The 16,852-nt window shown below is 71.7% G+C and carries 12 protein-coding genes; 10 read left to right on the top strand and 2 right to left on the bottom strand.

What is annotated here, in order from left to right; genetic code table 11:
• The first annotated feature begins 26 nt into the window (after positions 1–26).
• Positions 27–1,664 (top strand): flavin monoamine oxidase family protein, encoded by a 1,638-nt coding sequence (locus AC07AW_RS23295; protein ID WP_478817370.1) that lies wholly within the window; start codon positions 27–29, stop codon positions 1,662–1,664.
• Between the two features lie 6 nt (positions 1,665–1,670).
• On the opposite strand, the gene AC07AW_RS23290 is transcribed toward AC07AW_RS23295, so the two are convergent.
• Together AC07AW_RS23290 and AC07AW_RS23285 are read right to left on the bottom strand one after the other, a co-directional pair.
• Positions 1,671–3,053: an FAD-binding oxidoreductase gene (locus tag AC07AW_RS23290; RefSeq protein WP_478817369.1), complete on the bottom strand. Its 1,383-nt coding sequence runs from the start codon at positions 3,051–3,053 to the stop codon at positions 1,671–1,673.
• A 68-nt stretch (positions 3,054–3,121) separates the two neighbouring features.
• Entirely contained in the window at positions 3,122–4,924 is a 1,803-nt protein-coding gene (locus AC07AW_RS23285; RefSeq protein ID WP_478817368.1) for a glycoside hydrolase family 15 protein, read from the bottom strand.
• 581 nt (positions 4,925–5,505) lie between these two features.
• Between AC07AW_RS23285 and AC07AW_RS23280 the strand changes: the two genes are divergently transcribed.
• The 9 genes from AC07AW_RS23280 (at position 5,506) to AC07AW_RS23240 (ending at position 16,817) form a co-directional block, all read left to right on the top strand.
• Positions 5,506–7,155: a CTP synthase gene (locus AC07AW_RS23280; protein WP_392154903.1), complete on the top strand. Its 1,650-nt coding sequence runs from the start codon at positions 5,506–5,508 to the stop codon at positions 7,153–7,155.
• Positions 7,156–7,230: 75 nt separating this feature from the next.
• Positions 7,231–7,857, top strand: a complete 627-nt coding sequence (locus AC07AW_RS23275) for an NUDIX domain-containing protein (protein WP_478817367.1) — start codon at positions 7,231–7,233, stop codon at positions 7,855–7,857.
• A gap of 630 nt (positions 7,858–8,487) precedes the next feature.
• The gene (locus AC07AW_RS23270; RefSeq protein WP_478817366.1) at positions 8,488–10,473 is read left to right on the top strand and encodes an AAA family ATPase; all 1,986 of its coding nucleotides are present in this window, start codon (positions 8,488–8,490) and stop codon (positions 10,471–10,473) included.
• 147 nt (positions 10,474–10,620) lie between these two features.
• Positions 10,621–11,736 (top strand): alanine dehydrogenase, encoded by a 1,116-nt coding sequence (gene ald / locus AC07AW_RS23265; protein WP_478817365.1) that lies wholly within the window; start codon positions 10,621–10,623, stop codon positions 11,734–11,736.
• Between the two features lie 460 nt (positions 11,737–12,196).
• Positions 12,197–13,222 carry a ParA family protein gene (locus tag AC07AW_RS23260; protein ID WP_030212665.1) on the top strand — a complete coding sequence of 342 codons (1,026 nt, stop codon included), beginning with the start codon at positions 12,197–12,199 and terminating at the stop codon, positions 13,220–13,222.
• The gene (locus AC07AW_RS23255; protein WP_478817398.1) at positions 13,219–13,713 is read left to right on the top strand and encodes a hypothetical protein; all 495 of its coding nucleotides are present in this window, start codon (positions 13,219–13,221) and stop codon (positions 13,711–13,713) included. The genes AC07AW_RS23260 and AC07AW_RS23255 overlap by 4 nt, the downstream gene beginning before the upstream one ends.
• 46 nt (positions 13,714–13,759) lie before the next feature.
• Entirely contained in the window at positions 13,760–14,962 is a 1,203-nt protein-coding gene (locus tag AC07AW_RS23250; protein ID WP_478817364.1) for a segregation and condensation protein A, read from the top strand.
• Complete coding sequence (gene scpB / locus AC07AW_RS23245) at positions 14,959–15,552, top strand: SMC-Scp complex subunit ScpB (protein WP_392154250.1); 594 nt, start codon at positions 14,959–14,961, stop codon at positions 15,550–15,552. The genes AC07AW_RS23250 and scpB overlap by 4 nt, the downstream gene beginning before the upstream one ends.
• On the top strand, positions 15,552–16,817 hold the full coding sequence (locus AC07AW_RS23240) for a pseudouridine synthase (protein ID WP_478817363.1): 1,266 nt from the start codon (positions 15,552–15,554) through the stop codon (positions 16,815–16,817). Before scpB ends, AC07AW_RS23240 begins: the two co-directional genes overlap by 1 nt.
• Positions 16,818–16,852: the final 35 nt, after the last annotated feature.

Raw genomic sequence — 16,852 nt, 5'->3', positions numbered from 1 at the left:
ACCCCCTCACCCTCCAGGAGCGCCCCATGGCACGCACCAACCCGATGCACCTCCTGAAGAACCTCGCCGCCGAGCACGCCGCCGCCCGCCGCCTCGGCATCCCCGTCGACGAACTCCGCGGCATGAGAGCCGACACCCTCGGACGCCGGTCCCTCCTCAAGTACGCCACCGCCGCCGGCATCGCCGTCGGCGTCGGATCGGCCGTGCCCGCCGCGGCCGCCACCACGCCCGCCCCGCCGGTCAAGAGCACCGCCCGGATCGCCGTCGTCGGCGCCGGGATCTCCGGCCTCACCGCCGCCCTCACCCTCCAGGACGCCGGACTGAGCCCGGTGCTCTACGAGGCGAACCCGTCCCGGGTCGGCGGCCGCATGTACACCCAGCGCGACCACTGGGCGTACGGCCAGACCTCCGAGATCGGCGGCGAGCTGATCGACACCAGCCACAAGAAGATCCTGGAGCTCTGCCGCCGCTTCGGCCTCGCCACCGAGGACTTCCTCGGCGGCGGGCCCAACGGGGCCGAGGAAGTCCTCTGGTTCGGCGGCACCTACTACCCGCGCGCCCAGGCCGACGAGGACTTCAACGCGGTCTACCAGTCACTGCGCCGCGACCTCTCCGAGGCGGGCGAGGTCACCTGGAACCAGACCACCCCCACCGGCACCACCCTCGACAACATGTCCCTGTACGAGTGGATCGAGAGCCGCGTCCCGGGCGGACACTCCTCACCGCTCGGGAAGTTCATCGACGTCGCCTACAACGTCGAGTACGGCGCGGACACCACCGAACAGTCCTCGCTCGCCCTCGTCCTGCTCATGGGCTACCAGACCAATCCCGGCAACTTCAACGTCTGGGGCCTCTCCAACGAGCGCTACCACATCGTCGGCGGCAACGACCGGCTCCCGAACGCCGTCGCCGGGGCGCTCGCCCCCGGCACCCTCCGCATGGGCTGGTCGCTGACCGCCGTACGGGCCAACGCCGACGGCACCCAGACGCTCACCTTCACCGAGGCGGGCGCCACCAGGACCGTCACCGCCGACCACACGATCCTGTGCGTCCCGCTGCCGATCCTCCAGCAACTCGACACCTCCCAGGCCGGGTTCGACCCGCTCATGCGCAACCTCCTGCGGGACGCGCGCATGGGCTACTGCACCAAGCTCAACATGCAGTTCGGCACCCGGCCCTGGCGCGGCACCGGAGCCTGGCCCGGGGTCTCCGCCGGCGACTGCTTCACCGACACCGAGGTCCAGCAGACCTGGGACACCACCAAGGTCCAGGGCGGCACCGGCGGAATCCTCCTCCAGTACGGCGGCGGCAGCCTGGCCCGGAACCTGAACCCGGCCGGGCCGTTCTCCACCGAGTCCGACCCGTACGTACGGAACCTGGTCACCCGCTACCTGGCCGGCATCGACGCCTTCTTCCCCGGCACCTCCCGGGCGTACACCGGCCGCGCCCAGCTCTCCGCCTGGCACAGGAACCCCTACTCCCTCGGCGCGTACTCCTGCTGGCCCGTCGGCTACCTCCACCGGTACGCGAAGTACGAGGGCACCGCCCAGGGCAACGTCCACATCGGCGGCGAGCACTGTTCGTACGACTTCCAGGGCTTCATGGAAGGCGGCGCGACCGAGGGCGAGCGCGCCGCCCAGGAGGTGATCGCCGTGCTGAGGTGAGCCGGTTCAGCCGGCCGGGACGATGTTCTGGTTGTACCGGAACACGTTGTCGGGGTCGTACTGGGCCTTCACGGCGGAGAGCCGGCGGTAGTTCCTCTCCCCGAAGGAGGAGACAATCCGCTGCTCGCCCTCGGCGCCGACGAAGTTCAGATACGTCGCGTCGAGCGCCCACGGCCGCACATCGGCCCGCACATCGCGCACCCACTGCTTCGCCTGCTCGTCGTACGCCGGGTCCTCCCAGGTCGCGAACGGGTGCACCGCCCACGGCGCGGTGCGCCACGGCTGCGGGTACTGGGAGGGCCCGGCGGCCACGGCCCCGCCCATCAGGAACAGCACGTGCTGGGTGGCCGTGCCCGCCGGGATCCCCGCGCCGCGGGAGCAGAAGACGTCCACGGCCTCGTCGCCGAACTCCCGCAGGTACTCGGCCGACCAGTAGTTCCGCAGCCCCGGCGGGTCGTCCATCATCGACTGCAGGTCCACGTACGGGATGTCCGTGACGATCTCCACCACGGGCTTCAGCGCGAACAGCGGCGCCGCGAACTCGCGGACCTCCTCCACCGGCCCGGCGTACGTGAACACCGCCCCGCACACCAGCTTCCCGACCAGATCCTCGGGTATGAACGGTTCCGGGGGCGCCGGCATGTAGATCGCGCCGCCACCCATCTCGTCGGGTGCCGTCAGCCCGAGGTCGCGGAACGTGCGCACCACCTCGGGCGCGTTCTCCGGCAGGAACAGCAGCATGACGAGGCTCATCCGGGGCAGCGGGTGCAGCCGCATCGTCAGCGAGGTCGCCACCCCGAAGTTGCCGCCGCCGCCGTGCAGCGCCCAGAACAGCTCCGGGTTCTCCTCCGCGTCCGTGTGGACGTGCTTGCCCTCGGCGGTGATCAGGTCGGCGGCCAGCAGATTGTCGCTGGCGAGACCGAACTTCCGCTCCAGCCAGCCGGATCCGCCGCCGAGCGTGAAACCGCCGACGCCGGTGGTGGACACCCGGCCGCCGGTGGTCGCCACCTGGAACGGCTGGCAGGCGTGGTCCAGATGGGCCATCGTGGCCCCGCCCTCGATCCGTACCGTCATGTCCTCCGGATCCACCACGACGCCGTGCATCCGGCGGAGGTCGACGATCAGCGCGCCGTCGATCATGGAGGTCCCGGCGACGCTGTGCCCGCCGCCGCGGACCGCGATCGGCAGCTCGGCCTCGCGGCCGAACAGGATCGCGTTGGACACGTCGGCCTGGGTGGTGCACTGGGCGATCACCGACGGACGCCGGTCGATCATGCCGTTGTGCAGGGCGCGGGCCTCGTCGTAGACCGGATCACCGGGCGTGATCACCTCGCCGGCCAGATCCTCGACCAGTCCGGCCAGGGCGCTCTCGGAGACATGGGGAGCCATGGGAGCCCCCCTTTCGTACGGGGGGACGGGACCTTCTCATCGTAGGTCCGGCCCCCTGGGGGCGCCCCTCAGCCGCCGTACGCCCCGCTCGCCGTCAGCCGCAGCGCCGTGTCGATCAGCGGGACGTGGCTGAAGGCCTGCGGGAAGTTCCCCACCTGCCGCTGCAGCCGCGGGTCCCACTCCTCGGCGAGCAGCCCGAGGTCGTTGCGGAGTGCGAGCAGCTTCTCGAAGAGGGTGCGCGCCTCGTCGACCCGGCCGATCATCGCCAGGTCGTCCGCCAGCCAGAAGGAACAGGCGAGGAACGCGCCCTCGTCGCCCTCCAGGCCGTCCACTCCGGCCTCCTCGCCGGCCGTCGGATAGCGCAGCACGAAGCCGTCCTCCGTGGACAGCTCGCGCTGGATCGCCTCGATCGTGCCGATGACCCGCTTGTCGTCCGGGGGCAGGAAGCCCATCTGCGGGATCAGCAGCAGCGAGGCGTCCAGCTCCTGGGAGCCGTACGACTGCGTGAAGGTGTTCCGCTCCTTGTCGTAACCCTTCTCGCAGACGTCCCGGTGGATCTCGTCGCGCAGCTCGTGCCAGCGCTCCAGCGGGCCGTCGGCGTCCCCGGACTCGATCAGCTTGATCGTGCGGTCCACGGCCACCCAGGCCATCACCTTGGAGTGCACGAAGTGGCGGCGCGGGCCGCGGACCTCCCAGATGCCCTCGTCGGGCTGGTCCCAGTGCTTCTCCAGGTAGTTGATCAGCTTGATCTGGAGCAGGGAGGCGTAGTCGTTCCGGGACAGGCCCGTCATGTGCGCGAGGTGGAGGGCCTCCGTGACCTCGCCGTACACGTCCAGCTGGAGCTGGTTCGCCGCGCCGTTGCCGACCCGGACCGGGCCGGAGTTCTCGTACCCCGGGAGCCAGTCGAGCTCCGCCTCGCCGAGCTCCCGCTCACCCGCGATCCCGTACATGATCTGCAGGTTCTCCGGGTCGCCCGCGACGGCACGCAGCAGCCAGTCCCGCCAGGCGCGGGCCTCCTCGCGGTAGCCGGTGCGGAGCATCGAGGAGAGGGTGATCGCCGCGTCCCGCAGCCAGGTGTAGCGGTAGTCCCAGTTCCGTACGCCGCCGATCTCCTCCGGCAGCGAGGTCGTCGGCGCGGCGACGATCCCGCCCGTCGGCGCGTACGTCAGCGCCTTCAGGGTGATCAGCGAACGGATCACGGCCTCCCGGTACGGGCCGTGGTACGTGCAGTGCTCGACCCACTCGCGCCAGAAATCGGCGGTCGCCTCCAGCGAGCCCTCCGGGTCCGGCAGCGCCGGCGGCTCCTTGTGCGAGGGCTGCCAGGAGAGCGTGAAGGTGATCCGCTCCCCGGGCGTGACCGTGAACTCGGAGTACGTCGTCAGGTCCTTGCCGTGCGTCTCCACGTCGGTGTCCAGCCACACCGAGTCGGGCCCGGCGACCGCGACCGTACGCTCCCCGACCTTGTGCACCCAGGGCACGATCCGGCCGTAGCTGAACCGCATCCGCAGCGAGGAACGCATCCGCACCCGGCCCGAGACGCCCTCGACGATCCGGATCAGCTGCGGCGCGCCGTCGCGCGGCGGCATGAAGTCGATCACCCGGACCGTGCCGCGCGGGGTGTCCCACTCGGACTCCAGGATCAGCGAGTCGCCCACGTAGCGGCGCCGGTCGGCCGGGGCCGCCTCCGCGTCCGCCGGACCCGCCGGGCCCACCCGCCAGAATCCGTGCTCCTCGGTGCCGAGCAGCCCGGCGAAGACCGCGTGCGAGTCGAAGCGGGGGAGACACAGCCAGTCGACACTGCCGTCCCGGCAGACCAGGGCGGCGGTCTGCATGTCTCCGATGAGTGCGTAATCCTCGATGCGCCCGGCCACGTGCTTCACTCCAGTCGTACGGCCACGTCCGCCCCCGAGGGGGCGCTTGCTGCTGATGTGCGTGATGTCTGTGCGATTGTCGGCAAGGCCAGTGTGCGGGACGAACCGGTCTGTTCGGCGGGTCGAACGGGCCGGCCCGACGTTTCGAGCGGGTCGGCTCGACATGACGAGCGGGTCTGCTCGACGGGACGGGCCTGCCTGAGCGGCGGGCGACGCCGGCCTCCTCGGCGGGACGGGCCTGCCTGAGCGGCGGGCGCGCCGGCCTCCGCGGCGGACGGTTCCGAGCAGAATACGTGCCACCCCGGCGACCGAAGTGATCACACGGGCCGCGCGCTGCTCCACCCGGGTGAGCTGCGCCTTCCCCCGGCACGGACGGCCGCGTCGCCGTCCGTGAACACCCGACTGCCGCGTGTGGCCGGAAGCGGTCTCCCGATGTCGCTGATACCCTGGTACCCCGTGGACCGGTGGGAAACGGCGACAGCCGAGGACCCCGAAACCGCAGCGACGGCACCCCCCGATTCTTCCGGAGGGGACGCCGGTACGCACCTCCAGAACGCGACCACGGGAGCCCCCTCTTGGCGATGCCGCCCAACACCACGACGACCAAGCACATCTTCGTCACCGGGGGTGTCGCCTCCTCCCTCGGCAAGGGCCTGACCGCCTCCAGCCTGGGTGCGCTCCTCAAGGCCCGGGGTCTGCGGGTCACGATGCAGAAGCTCGACCCGTACCTGAACGTCGACCCGGGCACGATGAACCCCTTCCAGCACGGTGAGGTGTTCGTCACCAACGACGGCGCCGAGACCGACCTGGACATCGGCCACTACGAGCGCTTCCTCGACGTCGACCTCGACGGCTCGGCCAACGTCACCACCGGCCAGGTCTACTCGCAGGTCATCGCCAAGGAGCGGCGTGGCGAGTACCTCGGCGACACCGTGCAGGTCATCCCGCACATCACCAACGAGATCAAGGGCCGCATCCGCCGCATGGCGACCGACGACGTCGACGTCGTCATCACCGAGGTCGGCGGCACGGTCGGCGACATCGAGTCGCTGCCCTTCCTGGAGACCGTCCGCCAGGTCCGCCACGAGGTCGGCCGCGACAACGTCTTCGTCGTGCACATCTCGCTGCTGCCCTACATCGGCCCCTCCGGCGAGCTGAAGACCAAGCCGACCCAGCACTCCGTCGCGGCCCTGCGCAACATCGGCATCCAGCCCGACGCGATCGTGCTGCGCGCCGACCGCGAGGTCCCGACCGCCATCAAGCGCAAGATCTCGCTGATGTGCGACGTCGACGAGGCCGCGGTCGTCGCGGCCATCGACGCCCCGTCGATCTACGACATCCCGAAGGTCCTGCACACCGAGGGCCTGGACGCCTACGTCGTCCGCAAGCTCGACCTGCCCTTCCGTGACGTGGACTGGACCGTCTGGGAGGACCTCCTGGACCGCGTCCACAACCCGGAGCACGAGGTCACGGTCGCGCTCGTCGGCAAGTACATCGACCTGCCCGACGCCTACCTCTCGATCACCGAGGCCATGCGCGCCGGCGGCTTCGCCAACAAGGCCCGCGTCAAGGTCAAGTGGGTCACCTCCGACGACTGCAAGACGCAGGCCGGTGCCGAGAAGCAGCTCGGCGACGTCGACGCGATCCTGATCCCCGGTGGCTTCGGCGACCGCGGTGTGAACGGCAAGATCGGCGCGATCCAGTACGCCCGTGAGAACAAGGTGCCGCTGCTCGGCATCTGCCTCGGCCTGCAGTGCATCGTCATCGAGGCCGCGCGGAACCTGGCGGGCATCCCGGACGCCAACTCCACCGAGTTCGACCCGGCCACCGCGCACCCCGTCGTCTCCACGATGGAGGAGCAGCTGGCGTACGTCGAGGGCGCCGGCGACCTGGGCGGAACGATGCGCCTGGGCCTCTACCCGGCGAAGCTCGCCGAGGGCTCGATCGTCCGCGAGACCTACGCCGACGAGCCGTACGTCGAGGAGCGTCACCGTCACCGCTACGAGGTGAACAACACCTACCGCGCGGAGCTGGAGAAGAAGGCCGGCCTGGTCTTCTCCGGCACCTCCCCGGACAACAAGCTCGTCGAGTTCGTCGAGTACCCGAAGGACGTCCACCCCTACCTGGTCGCCACCCAGGCGCACCCGGAGCTGAAGTCCCGCCCGACCCGCCCGCACCCGCTCTTCGCGGGCCTGGTCAAGGCTGCCGTGGAGCGCAAGACGGCGAAGTAGTACGGCGTAACGTTGCCGGGGTGCGGGTCCCTCTGGGGGACCGGCACCCCGGTTTTCGTCTGTGGGAGGCAATTGATGCAGGTGCAGGACACCCCGGAGGAGTGGCGGGTCGTCGCCACCACCACCCCCTTCACGGGCAAGAAGACGAGTGTCCGCACGGACGACGTGGTCATGCCGGACGGCTCCGTCGCCCGCCGCGACTACCAGGTCCACCCCGGCTCCGTCGCCGTCCTCGCCCTCGACGAGCAGGACCGCGTGGTCGTCCTCCGGCAGTACCGGCACCCCGTGCGGCAGAAGCTCTGGGAGATCCCGGCCGGGCTCCTCGACGTGCCCGGCGAGAACCCGCTGCACGCCGCCCAGCGCGAGCTGTACGAGGAGGCGCACGTCAAGGCGGAGGACTGGCGGGTCCTGACCGACCTCTACACCTCGCCCGGCGGCTCCGACGAGGCCGTACGGATCTTCCTGGCGCGGGACCTCGCGGAGGCGGAGGGCGAGCGGTACGAGGTCGCCGACGAGGAGGCCGACATGGAGCTGGCGCGAGTGCCGCTGGGGGAGCTGGTGCGGGGGGCGCTGGCGGGGGAGCTGCACAACAGCTGCCTCGTGGTGGGGGTCCTGGCGGTGGCGGCGGCGCGGGCGGGGGGCGGCCTTGAGGTACTCCGCCTGGCTTCCGCGCCTTGGCCGGCCAGGCCGTTCGAGGCGTAGCCCTACCGGACCGGGGCCCGCGCCCTGCGCTGGGCGGTGCCCCCGCCCGTGTGGGCAATCGTCCCGCTGGGGCGGGACGGGTGGGCACACGGGACGGCGCCCTCTAGCGGCGCCTCCGCGTTCCGAGCCTGGACCCGCACCCCAAGCGGCGGTGCACATCGTGGTGCGGGTTCAGGCGCGGAAGCCTCTGGCGCCTGCAGGGCGCGGGTCCGTTGTGCCCACCCGTTCCGCCCCTTGCGGAACGCCTGCCCACAACGGGGTGGGGGTGGGCGCAGCCCCGGCGGAACGATTGCCCACAACGGGGTGGGCGCCGCCCCGGCGGAACGGGTGCCCGCAACGGGGTGGGCGCCGCCCCGGTGGAACGGGTGCCCGCATCGGGGTGGGCGCCGGCCCGGCGGAGCGCATGCCCGTAACGGGTGGGCGGGTGTCGACCCGGTGGAACGGTTGGCCACAACGGCGGGGCGTGGGCCCGTAATCGGGGGTGCGGTATGACGATCTGCTGATCCGATCGGGGGAACTGTCCGCGCTGCTCCGCCAGGTCCGCCTTCCGCCCTGAACTACGCTCGGGATCGCCCGTGCGGAGCCCCCCGCGGGATCGGCTCGTGCGCAGGTGAGACGGGAGCGTGGCCCGTGACGGATCAGGCTGTGGCGGCAGCCGGCAGCCGGCAGTTCTTCGGCCGGCAGCGGGAGTTGAAGGCCCTGCGCGCCGACATCGAGCGGACCGGCCTCGACACCCTCACCGGCCGCAAGGCGCCCCGCGCCCGGGTCCTGCTCATCGCCGGCAAGCCCGGCTCCGGACGGACCGCCCTCGCCGAGGAGCTGGCCGCCGGGCTCGCCGACCGCTACCCCGACGGCGTCTTCCGCGCCCGGCTCACCGAGCCCGGCGGCGACCCCGTCCCCACCGCGCGCGTCGCCCAGGAACTCCTCGCCGCGCTCGGGGTCGCCGAGCCGCCGGGGGCGGGGGAGGACGAGTTGACCGAGCTCGTCAGGGGCGCGCTCGCCGACCGTCGGGCCGTGCTCGTCCTCGACGACGCCGTCGATGCCGAGCAGGCCGACCCCCTCATCCCCGACAACCCCGACGCCCTGGTCGTCGGGGTCGCCCGGGGGCCCCTCACCGGCATCCCCGACGTCCGGCCCTGCACCCTCGGCGGGCTCGACCCCAAGTCGGCCATCGAGCTGCTGACCGGCTTCACCGGCTCCGTCCGCATCACCGTCGACCCGCAGGCAGCCGAGACCCTGGTCGAGGAGTGCGGGGGACTGCCCGCCGCCGTCGTTCTCGCCGGTGGCTGGCTGTCGAGCCGGCCCAAGGCCTCCGTCGCCGATCTCGCCAAGCGCCTGCGCGGGCGCACCGGCGACCCCGTCACCCGGACCTTCCTCCTCGCGCACGAGGCGCTGCCCGCCACCGCCGCCCGGATACTGCGATTCCTCGCCCTGGCCCCGCTGGGCCGGGCCGACGCCCACACCGCCTCCGCGCTGGCCGGCTGCTCGGTCTCCGCGGCCGCGACCACCCTCGCCGACTTCGCCGCCCTGGGGCTCGTCTCGGGCGGCGAGGACGGACAGTACGAGGTGCGCGCGCATCTCGTACCCCTCCTTCGTGCTCAGCTGGAGGAGCACGACCGGCCCGCCGAGGTGCAGCTCGCCCGGGCCCGGATGCTGGAGCGGACCGTACGGCTCCTCCAGTCCTGCCGTGCGGTCACCGAACCCGAGGGCTCGCCCGCCCGCCGGAAGCTGGCCGGCCTGCCGCGCGCCCTGCGCTTCCCGAGCGCGGCCGCGGGCGCCGCCTGGCTGGACTCCCGGCAGGCCGTACTCCTGGCCTCCGCCCGGCTCGCCGTCGCCGACGGGGAGCTCGACACCCTCGCCCGCCGACTGGTCGCCTCGCTCGTCAGGGCGCTCGCGGCGCACCGGGGCGCCGAGGCCGCCGCCCCCGAGCTGTACGGCCTCCACCGGCTCGTCCTGGACGTGGCCGAGCGGCGCGGGCTGCACCGCGAGCGGGCCGCGGCCCTGCTGAACCTGGCCGATCTCGATGCCAGGACCGGCAGGACGAAGGACGCTCTGCTGCGATATCGGTCGGCTTTGGATGCCGGACGCAAAGCAAATGACCCGTATGCGACCGGTCGCGCAATGGAATCCGTAGGTGGCTCGTATCAGGAGCTGGGGGACTGGCAGCGGGCCGGCGACTGGTACGGGCGGGCGCTCGCCCAGCGCCTGGCCCGGGACGAGCGTGCCGACCAGGCCCGCCTCTACGCCCGCCTCGGAGCCGTACAGACCTATGCCGGGCGGTACGGGGAGGCGCTGCGGAGCTGGCGCGCCGCCGCGGCCGGCTACCGGAGGCTCTCCGATCTCCCGGGCCACGCGCGGGCGTTGAGCGAGGCGGCCCGCGTCCAGGAGTACGCCGGACGGCCCGAGGAATCCCTGCGGACCTGCGAGGAAGCGGTGGAGTGGGCCCGTCGGGCCCAGGACACCCGGCTCCAGGCCGCGCTCCAGCTGCGGCTGGCCGACACCCTCGACCGGCTCGGCGACCCCGCGGCGGCCGGGCTGCACAGGTCTGCGGCCGAGAGACTCCTGGAAACGGAACCATCAGCCTACGAAATCCGCAGTGGCTCCGGCGAAGATTAGTACTTTGAAAGGCTAGACAGCAGGAACTCCTTCATTAGACTGGGTGCGCCGCGTTCGAACGTGGTCTGCCCCGGTGCGCCGCAGTGCATCCGGGTATGTATCGCAGTGCCCCAGATATCCCCCCTGATTCAAGGACCGTGATCGACGATGAAGGTCGGCATCCCCCGCGAGGTCAAGAACAACGAGTTCCGTGTGGCCATCACCCCTGCCGGTGTCCACGAGCTCGTCCGCAACGGCCACCAGGTCTTCATCGAGCAGAACGCCGGTGTCGGCTCCTCCATCACGGACGAGGAGTACGTCGCCGCCGGCGCCGAGATCCTCGCCACCGCCGACGAGGTCTGGGCCACGGCCGACCTGCTGCTCAAGGTCAAGGAGCCCATCGCGGAGGAGTACCACCGCCTCCGCAAGGACCAGACCCTCTTCACCTACCTGCACCTCGCCGCCTCCAAGGAGTGCACGGACGCGCTCCTGGAGTCCGGCACCACCGCCATCGCGTACGAGACGGTCGAGACCGCGAACCGCGCGCTCCCGCTGCTCGCCCCGATGTCCGAGGTCGCGGGCCGCCTGGCCCCGCAGGTCGGCGCCTACCACCTGATGCGCTCGGCCGGCGGCCGTGGCGTCCTCCCCGGCGGCGTCCCCGGCACCCACGCCGGCGAGTGCGTCGTCATCGGCGGCGGCGTCTCCGGCTGGAACGCCGTGCAGATCGCCATCGGCATGGGCTTCCACGTGACCCTGCTCGACCGTGACATCAACAAGCTCCGCGAGGCCGACAAGATCTTCGGCACGAAGGTCAAGACGATCGTCTCCAACGCCTTCGAGCTGGAGAAGGCCGTCATCGAGGCCGACCTCGTCATCGGCGCCGTCCTCATCCCGGGTGCCAAGGCCCCGAAGCTGGTCACCAACGAGCTCGTCGCCAAGATGAAGCCCGGAAGTGTCCTTGTCGACATTGCGATCGACCAGGGCGGCTGCTTCGAGGACTCCCACCCGACCACCCACGCCGAGCCGACCTTCCAGGTCCACAACTCGGTCTTCTACTGCGTCGCCAACATGCCGGGCGCGGTCCCGAACACCTCCACCTACGCCCTCACCAACGCCACGCTGCCCTACATCGTGTCGCTGGCGAACAACGGCTGGGTCGAGGCGCTGCGCCGCGACGCCGCCCTCGGTCTGGGTCTCAACACCCATGACGGCAAGGTGGTTTACAAGGAGGTCGCCGAGGCGCACGGCCTCGAGCACGTCGAGCTGAGCAGCCTCCTCGCCTGACCCCGAAGGCTCTTTGACGGAGGCCCCGTCAACGCGTGCCGTCAATATCACGCACCCGGCCGGACCTTGTTCGACAAGGTCCGGCCGGGTGCGTCTGCGGCCCCGCCGAAACGTTCGGGCAACTCGCCTCGAACGTAACCCTTTAACCGTTTCGCACACCCCTGAAACGTGTGGATGCATGCCTGCGCACCCTTGACAGAGACGTGTTCGGTTGCCGACACATCGGGCCGGGTCCGGCGGATTGTGTTGCTGCGGAGCGGTGACACGCCATAGAGTCGCCAACCGTCGGCATGGTGCCACGCTGACCTATCGATAAATGTTCCTGGTCACATCCAAGGAGGTAAGACGACTTGTGAATGAGTCGACATTTACTCCCGGGAGCGGTGCGCCAGGTGCCCCGATCGGCTCCGTCGCGGTGCGGACCTTCGCGACGCACCAGCCCATGACGAGTGCCCACACGATGAAGACGATGGACGGCCTACACGTGAACGCCACGGCCGGCAACGAGATGGGCCGAGAGTCCACCCACTTCGCCGCCTACGACGAGGTGCCCGAGGGGCACTTCTACGACCCCGACGCCGAGTACGAGCCCGACCCGGAGTACGCGGCCACCCTCGCACCCGACGCTGCCCGCCAGCGCCGCGAGCGGATCGGCCCCACCGGACGGCCCCTGCCGTACTTCCCGATCCCGGGTCCCCTGACCGACCACGGACCCGCGAAGATCATCGCGATGTGCAACCAGAAGGGCGGCGTCGGCAAGACCACGTCGACCATCAACCTGGGTGCCGCGCTCGCCGAGTACGGACGACGGGTGCTGCTCGTCGACTTCGACCCGCAGGGAGCCCTGTCGGTCGGCCTCGGCGTGAACCCGATGGAGCTCGACCTCACCGTCTACAACCTGCTCATGGAGCGGGGCATGTCGGCGGACGAGGTGCTCCTCAAGACCGCCGTGCCCAACATGGACCTGCTGCCGAGCAACATCGACCTCTCGGCCGCCGAAGTCCAGTTGGTCAGCGAGGTCGCGCGCGAGTCCACGCTCCAGCGCGCCCTGAAGCCGCTGATGAACGACTACGACTACATCGTGATCGACTGTCAGCCCTCGCTCGGCCTGCTGACCGTGAACGCCCTGACGGCCGCTCACAAGGTCATCGTGCCGCTGGAATGCGAGTTCTTCGCGCTGCGCGGTGTCGCGCTGCTCACCGAGACCATCGAGAAGGTGCAGGAGCGGCTCAACCCCGAGCTGGAGCTCGACGGCATCCTCGCCACGATGTACGACTCCCGGACCGTGCACAGCCGTGAGGTCCTCGCGCGCGTCGTCGAGGCCTTCGACGACCACGTCTACCACACGGTCATCGGCCGTACGGTCCGCTTCCCGGAGACCACGGTCGCCGGCGAGCCCATCACCACGTACGCCTCCAACTCCGTGGGCGCCGCCGCCTACCGCCAGCTCGCCAGGGAGGTGCTCGCCCGGTGTCACGCCGAGTGAGTCTGCCCGGAGCCGACGAACTCTTCCGTACGACAGGGGGGACGGCGCTCCAGGCGTCCGCACCCCGCCGGGCGGTCCCGGCACCGGCGGCCGAGAGCGAGCCGCCGGCGGCCGAGGGCTCCGCCGAGCACGCCCCGGCGGACTCCGAGGCCACGGAGCCCCGCGCCCGGACGGCCGAGCCCGAGGGGCCGGCCGCCAAGGCCGCGCCCACCGCCTCCGTGCCCGCCCCCGCGGGGGCGGCCCGGCGGCGCGGCGCCCGGACCCCGAACCGGCGGCCCAGCGGCCGCGAGCGTCACGACGAGAAGATCACGGTCTACGTCTCCGCCGAGGAGCTGATGGACCTGGAGCACGCCCGGCTCGTCCTGCGCGGCGAGCACGGCCTGGCGGTCGACCGCGGCCGGATCGTCCGTGAGGCGGTCGCCGTGGTCCTGGCGGACCTGGAGTCCCGCGGCGACGCGAGCATCCTCGTCCGCCGCCTCCGCGGCCGCTGACGGTAGCCTGCGGGCTGCCGTCCTCCTCGTTCCCCCTGGACCCTCCGTGCACCACACCCCTGACGAAACGTCCCGCCCACGCCGCCGCCTCCTGGGCCGCGGCCCGGGCGCGACGGCGGGGGCGCCGGCGCCGGTCGCACAGCCCGCACCCGCCGATGCCCCCGGGGTCCCGGAGGTGCGCGAGGTCCCCGTGACGCCCGGGGCGTCCGAGGTCTCCGAGGTCTCCGAGGTACGAGAGCACCCCGAGGTTCCGGACGTACGAGAGGTCCCCGCGGCGTTCGGGCCGTCCGCGGTGTCCGAGGTCCCGGAGGTACGCGAGCACCCCGAGGTCCCGGAGGTACAAGAGAGCCCCGCGGCGCCCGCGGTCCCGGAGGTACGGGAGGTCCCCGTGGCGCCCGGGTCGCCTGTGGCGCCCGAGGTCCCCGAGGTTTCCGGGGCCGCGGAGGTGCCCGAGGGGCGGGACGGGCGGTTCACCGTGCGGCTCTCGAACTTCGAGGGGCCCTTCGATCTGCTCCTCCAGCTGATCACCAAGCACAAGCTCGACGTCACCGAGGTCGCCCTCTCCCAGGTCACCGACGAGTTCATGGCGCACCTGCGGGCCCTCGGGCCCGACGGGGACCTCGACCAGACCACCGAGTTCCTCGTCGTCGCCGCCACCCTGCTCGACCTCAAGGCCGCCCGGCTGCTCCCCGCCGCCGAGGTGGAGGACGAGGCCGACCTCGCCCTCCTGGAGGCCCGCGACCTGCTCTTCGCCCGGCTCCTCCAGTACCGCGCGTACAAGCGGATCGCCGAGATCTTCGAGGAGCGCTGGGAGGCCGAGGGCCGCCGCCACCCCCGCACCGTCGGACTCGAACCGCACCACGCCGAGCTCCTTCCCGAGGTCGTCATCTCCATCGGCGCCGAGGGCTTCGCCAAGCTGGCCGTCAAGGCCATGCAGCCCAAGGCCGAACCCCAGGTGTACATCGACCACATCCACGCCCCGCTCGTCAGCGTCCGGGACCAGGCCGCCGTGGTCGTCGCGCTGCTCCGGGAGCGAGGGACGGCCGTCTTCCGGGAGCTGATCGAGGACGCCGGCGACACCCTCACCGTCGTCGCCCGTTTCCTCGCCCTCCTGGAGCTCTACCGGGAGAAGGCCGTCGCCCTCGACCAGGAGACCGCCCTGGGCGACCTCACGGTCTCCTGGACCGGCGGCGAGACGGACCCTTCCGGGTCCGTGACCGACGAATTCGACCAGGAGGCCACCGCATGAGCGACCTCAAGCCCGCCCTCGAAGCCGTCCTCATGGTCGTCGACGAGCCCGCCACCGAGGCCCACCTCGCCAAGGTCCTGGAGCGCACCCCGCGCGAGGTGGCCGACGCCCTGCACGAGCTGGCCGACGAGTACACCTCCCAGGGCCGCGGCTTCGAGCTGCGACGGGTCGCCGGGGGCTGGCGCTACTACACCCGCGCCGCCTTCGCCCCGGCCGTCGAGGCCTTCGTCCTGGAGGGGCAGCAGGCGCGGCTCACCCAGGCGGCTCTGGAGACCCTGGCGGTCGTCGCGTACCGCCAGCCGGTCAGCCGTTCGCGGGTCTCCGCGGTGCGCGGGGTGAACTGTGACGGGGTCATGCGCACCCTCCTCCAGCGGGGTCTGGTGGAGGAGGCGGGCGCGGAACCCGAAACAGGTGCGATCCTGTACAGGACGACGAACTACTTCCTGGAGCGGATGGGCCTGCGCGGCCTGGACGAACTCCCCGAACTCGCCCCCTTCCTCCCCGAGGCCGAGGCGGTCGAGCCGGACTCCCTGGAAGGCGTCCCGTCGTTCGACCCGGACGCAGACGTAGACGACAAGACGGAACTTTGATGCGAAGCAGCAGCGGCAGGAACAGCAGCGGAAACAACGGCGGGAGCCGTGGTGGCAACAGCGGCGGCCGCGGCGGCAGCGGCGGCGGCCGCGGCAACAGCGGCGGTGGCGGCGGGCGCGGGAACTACCGCGGCGCCGGCAACGGCCGCGACGACCGGCAGGGCCAGGGCGGCGGACGTCCCGGCCAGGGCGGCGGGCGTCCGGGCCAGGGCGGCGGGCGTCCGGGCCAGGGCGGCGGGCGTCCGGGCCAGGGCGGCGGCGGCCGGCCGAGCGGCTCCTCCTCCAGCCCGCGCAAGGCGCGCCCGGAGGAGCGCACGTACGACGAGCGCTACAGCCCCTCCTCGGACGGCCCCAAGCGCGGGCGTGGCGAGGCCGCGCGCGGCGGCGCCAAGGGCGGCCCCCGGCAGTCGCCGCAGCGCGGCGGCGGCCGTACGGCGCCCGCCCGCTCGCGCGAGTACGACGCCCGCACCGAGGAGCGCAACCGGGAGCGGTACGCCGGCAAGCCCGAGATCAAGACCCCCAAGACCTTCCCCGGCGCCGAGCAGGAGGGCGAGCGGTTGCAGAAGGTCCTCGCCCGCGCCGGCATGGGCTCGCGCCGCGCCTGCGAGGAGCTCATCGAGCAGGCCCGCGTCGAGGTCAACGGCGAGATCGTCCTGGAGCAGGGCATGCGCGTCGACCCGGAGAAGGACGAGATCAAGGTGGACGGCCTGACCGTCGCCACCCAGTCGCACCTGTTCTTCGCGCTGAACAAGCCGTCCGGCGTCGTCTCCACCATGGAGGACCCCGACGGCCGCCAGTGCCTCGGCGACTACGTCACCAACCGCGAGACCCGGCTGTTCCACGTCGGCCGGCTCGACACGGAGACCGAGGGCATCATCCTGCTCACCAACCACGGCGAGCTGGCCCACCGCCTCACGCACCCGAAGTACGGCGTCAAGAAGACCTACCTGGCCGCCATCACCGGCCCGCTGCCCCGCGAGGTCGGCCGGCGCCTCAAGGACGGCATCCAGCTGGAGGACGGCTACGCGCGCGCCGACCACTTCCGCGTCGTCGAGCAGACCGGCAAGAACTACCTGGTCGAGGTGACCCTCCACGAGGGCCGCAAGCACATCGTGCGCCGGATGCTCGCCGAGGCGGGCTTCCCGGTCGAGAAGCTGGTGCGCACCGCCTTCGGCCCGATCGCCCTCGGCGACCAGAAGTCGGGCTGGCTGCGCCGCCTGACCAACACGGAGGTCGGCATGCTGATGAAGGAAGTCGGCATGTAAGGCCCCCCGCCGTACCGACGAAGCCCGTGACCGCC

The sequence above is a fragment of the Streptomyces sp. NPDC044003 genome (genome assembly GCF_056435185.1).
The sequence above is the reverse complement of the archived record's forward strand: the minus strand, read 5'-3'. Positions and strand labels throughout refer to the sequence as shown.

Coding starts and splice junctions, on each gene's coding strand:
- AC07AW_RS23295 (WP_478817370.1), top strand. CDS start 27: ATGGCACGCACCAACCCGATGCACCTCCTGAAGAACCTCGCCGCCGAG.
- AC07AW_RS23290 (WP_478817369.1), bottom strand. CDS start 3,053: ATGGCTCCCCATGTCTCCGAGAGCGCCCTGGCCGGACTGGTCGAGGAT.
- AC07AW_RS23280 (WP_392154903.1), top strand. CDS start 5,506: ATGCCGCCCAACACCACGACGACCAAGCACATCTTCGTCACCGGGGGT.
- AC07AW_RS23275 (WP_478817367.1), top strand. CDS start 7,231: ATGCAGGTGCAGGACACCCCGGAGGAGTGGCGGGTCGTCGCCACCACC.
- ald (WP_478817365.1), top strand. CDS start 10,621: ATGAAGGTCGGCATCCCCCGCGAGGTCAAGAACAACGAGTTCCGTGTG.
- AC07AW_RS23260 (WP_030212665.1), top strand. CDS start 12,197: ATGAAGACGATGGACGGCCTACACGTGAACGCCACGGCCGGCAACGAG.
- scpB (WP_392154250.1), top strand. CDS start 14,959: ATGAGCGACCTCAAGCCCGCCCTCGAAGCCGTCCTCATGGTCGTCGAC.
- AC07AW_RS23240 (WP_478817363.1), top strand. CDS start 15,552: ATGCGAAGCAGCAGCGGCAGGAACAGCAGCGGAAACAACGGCGGGAGC.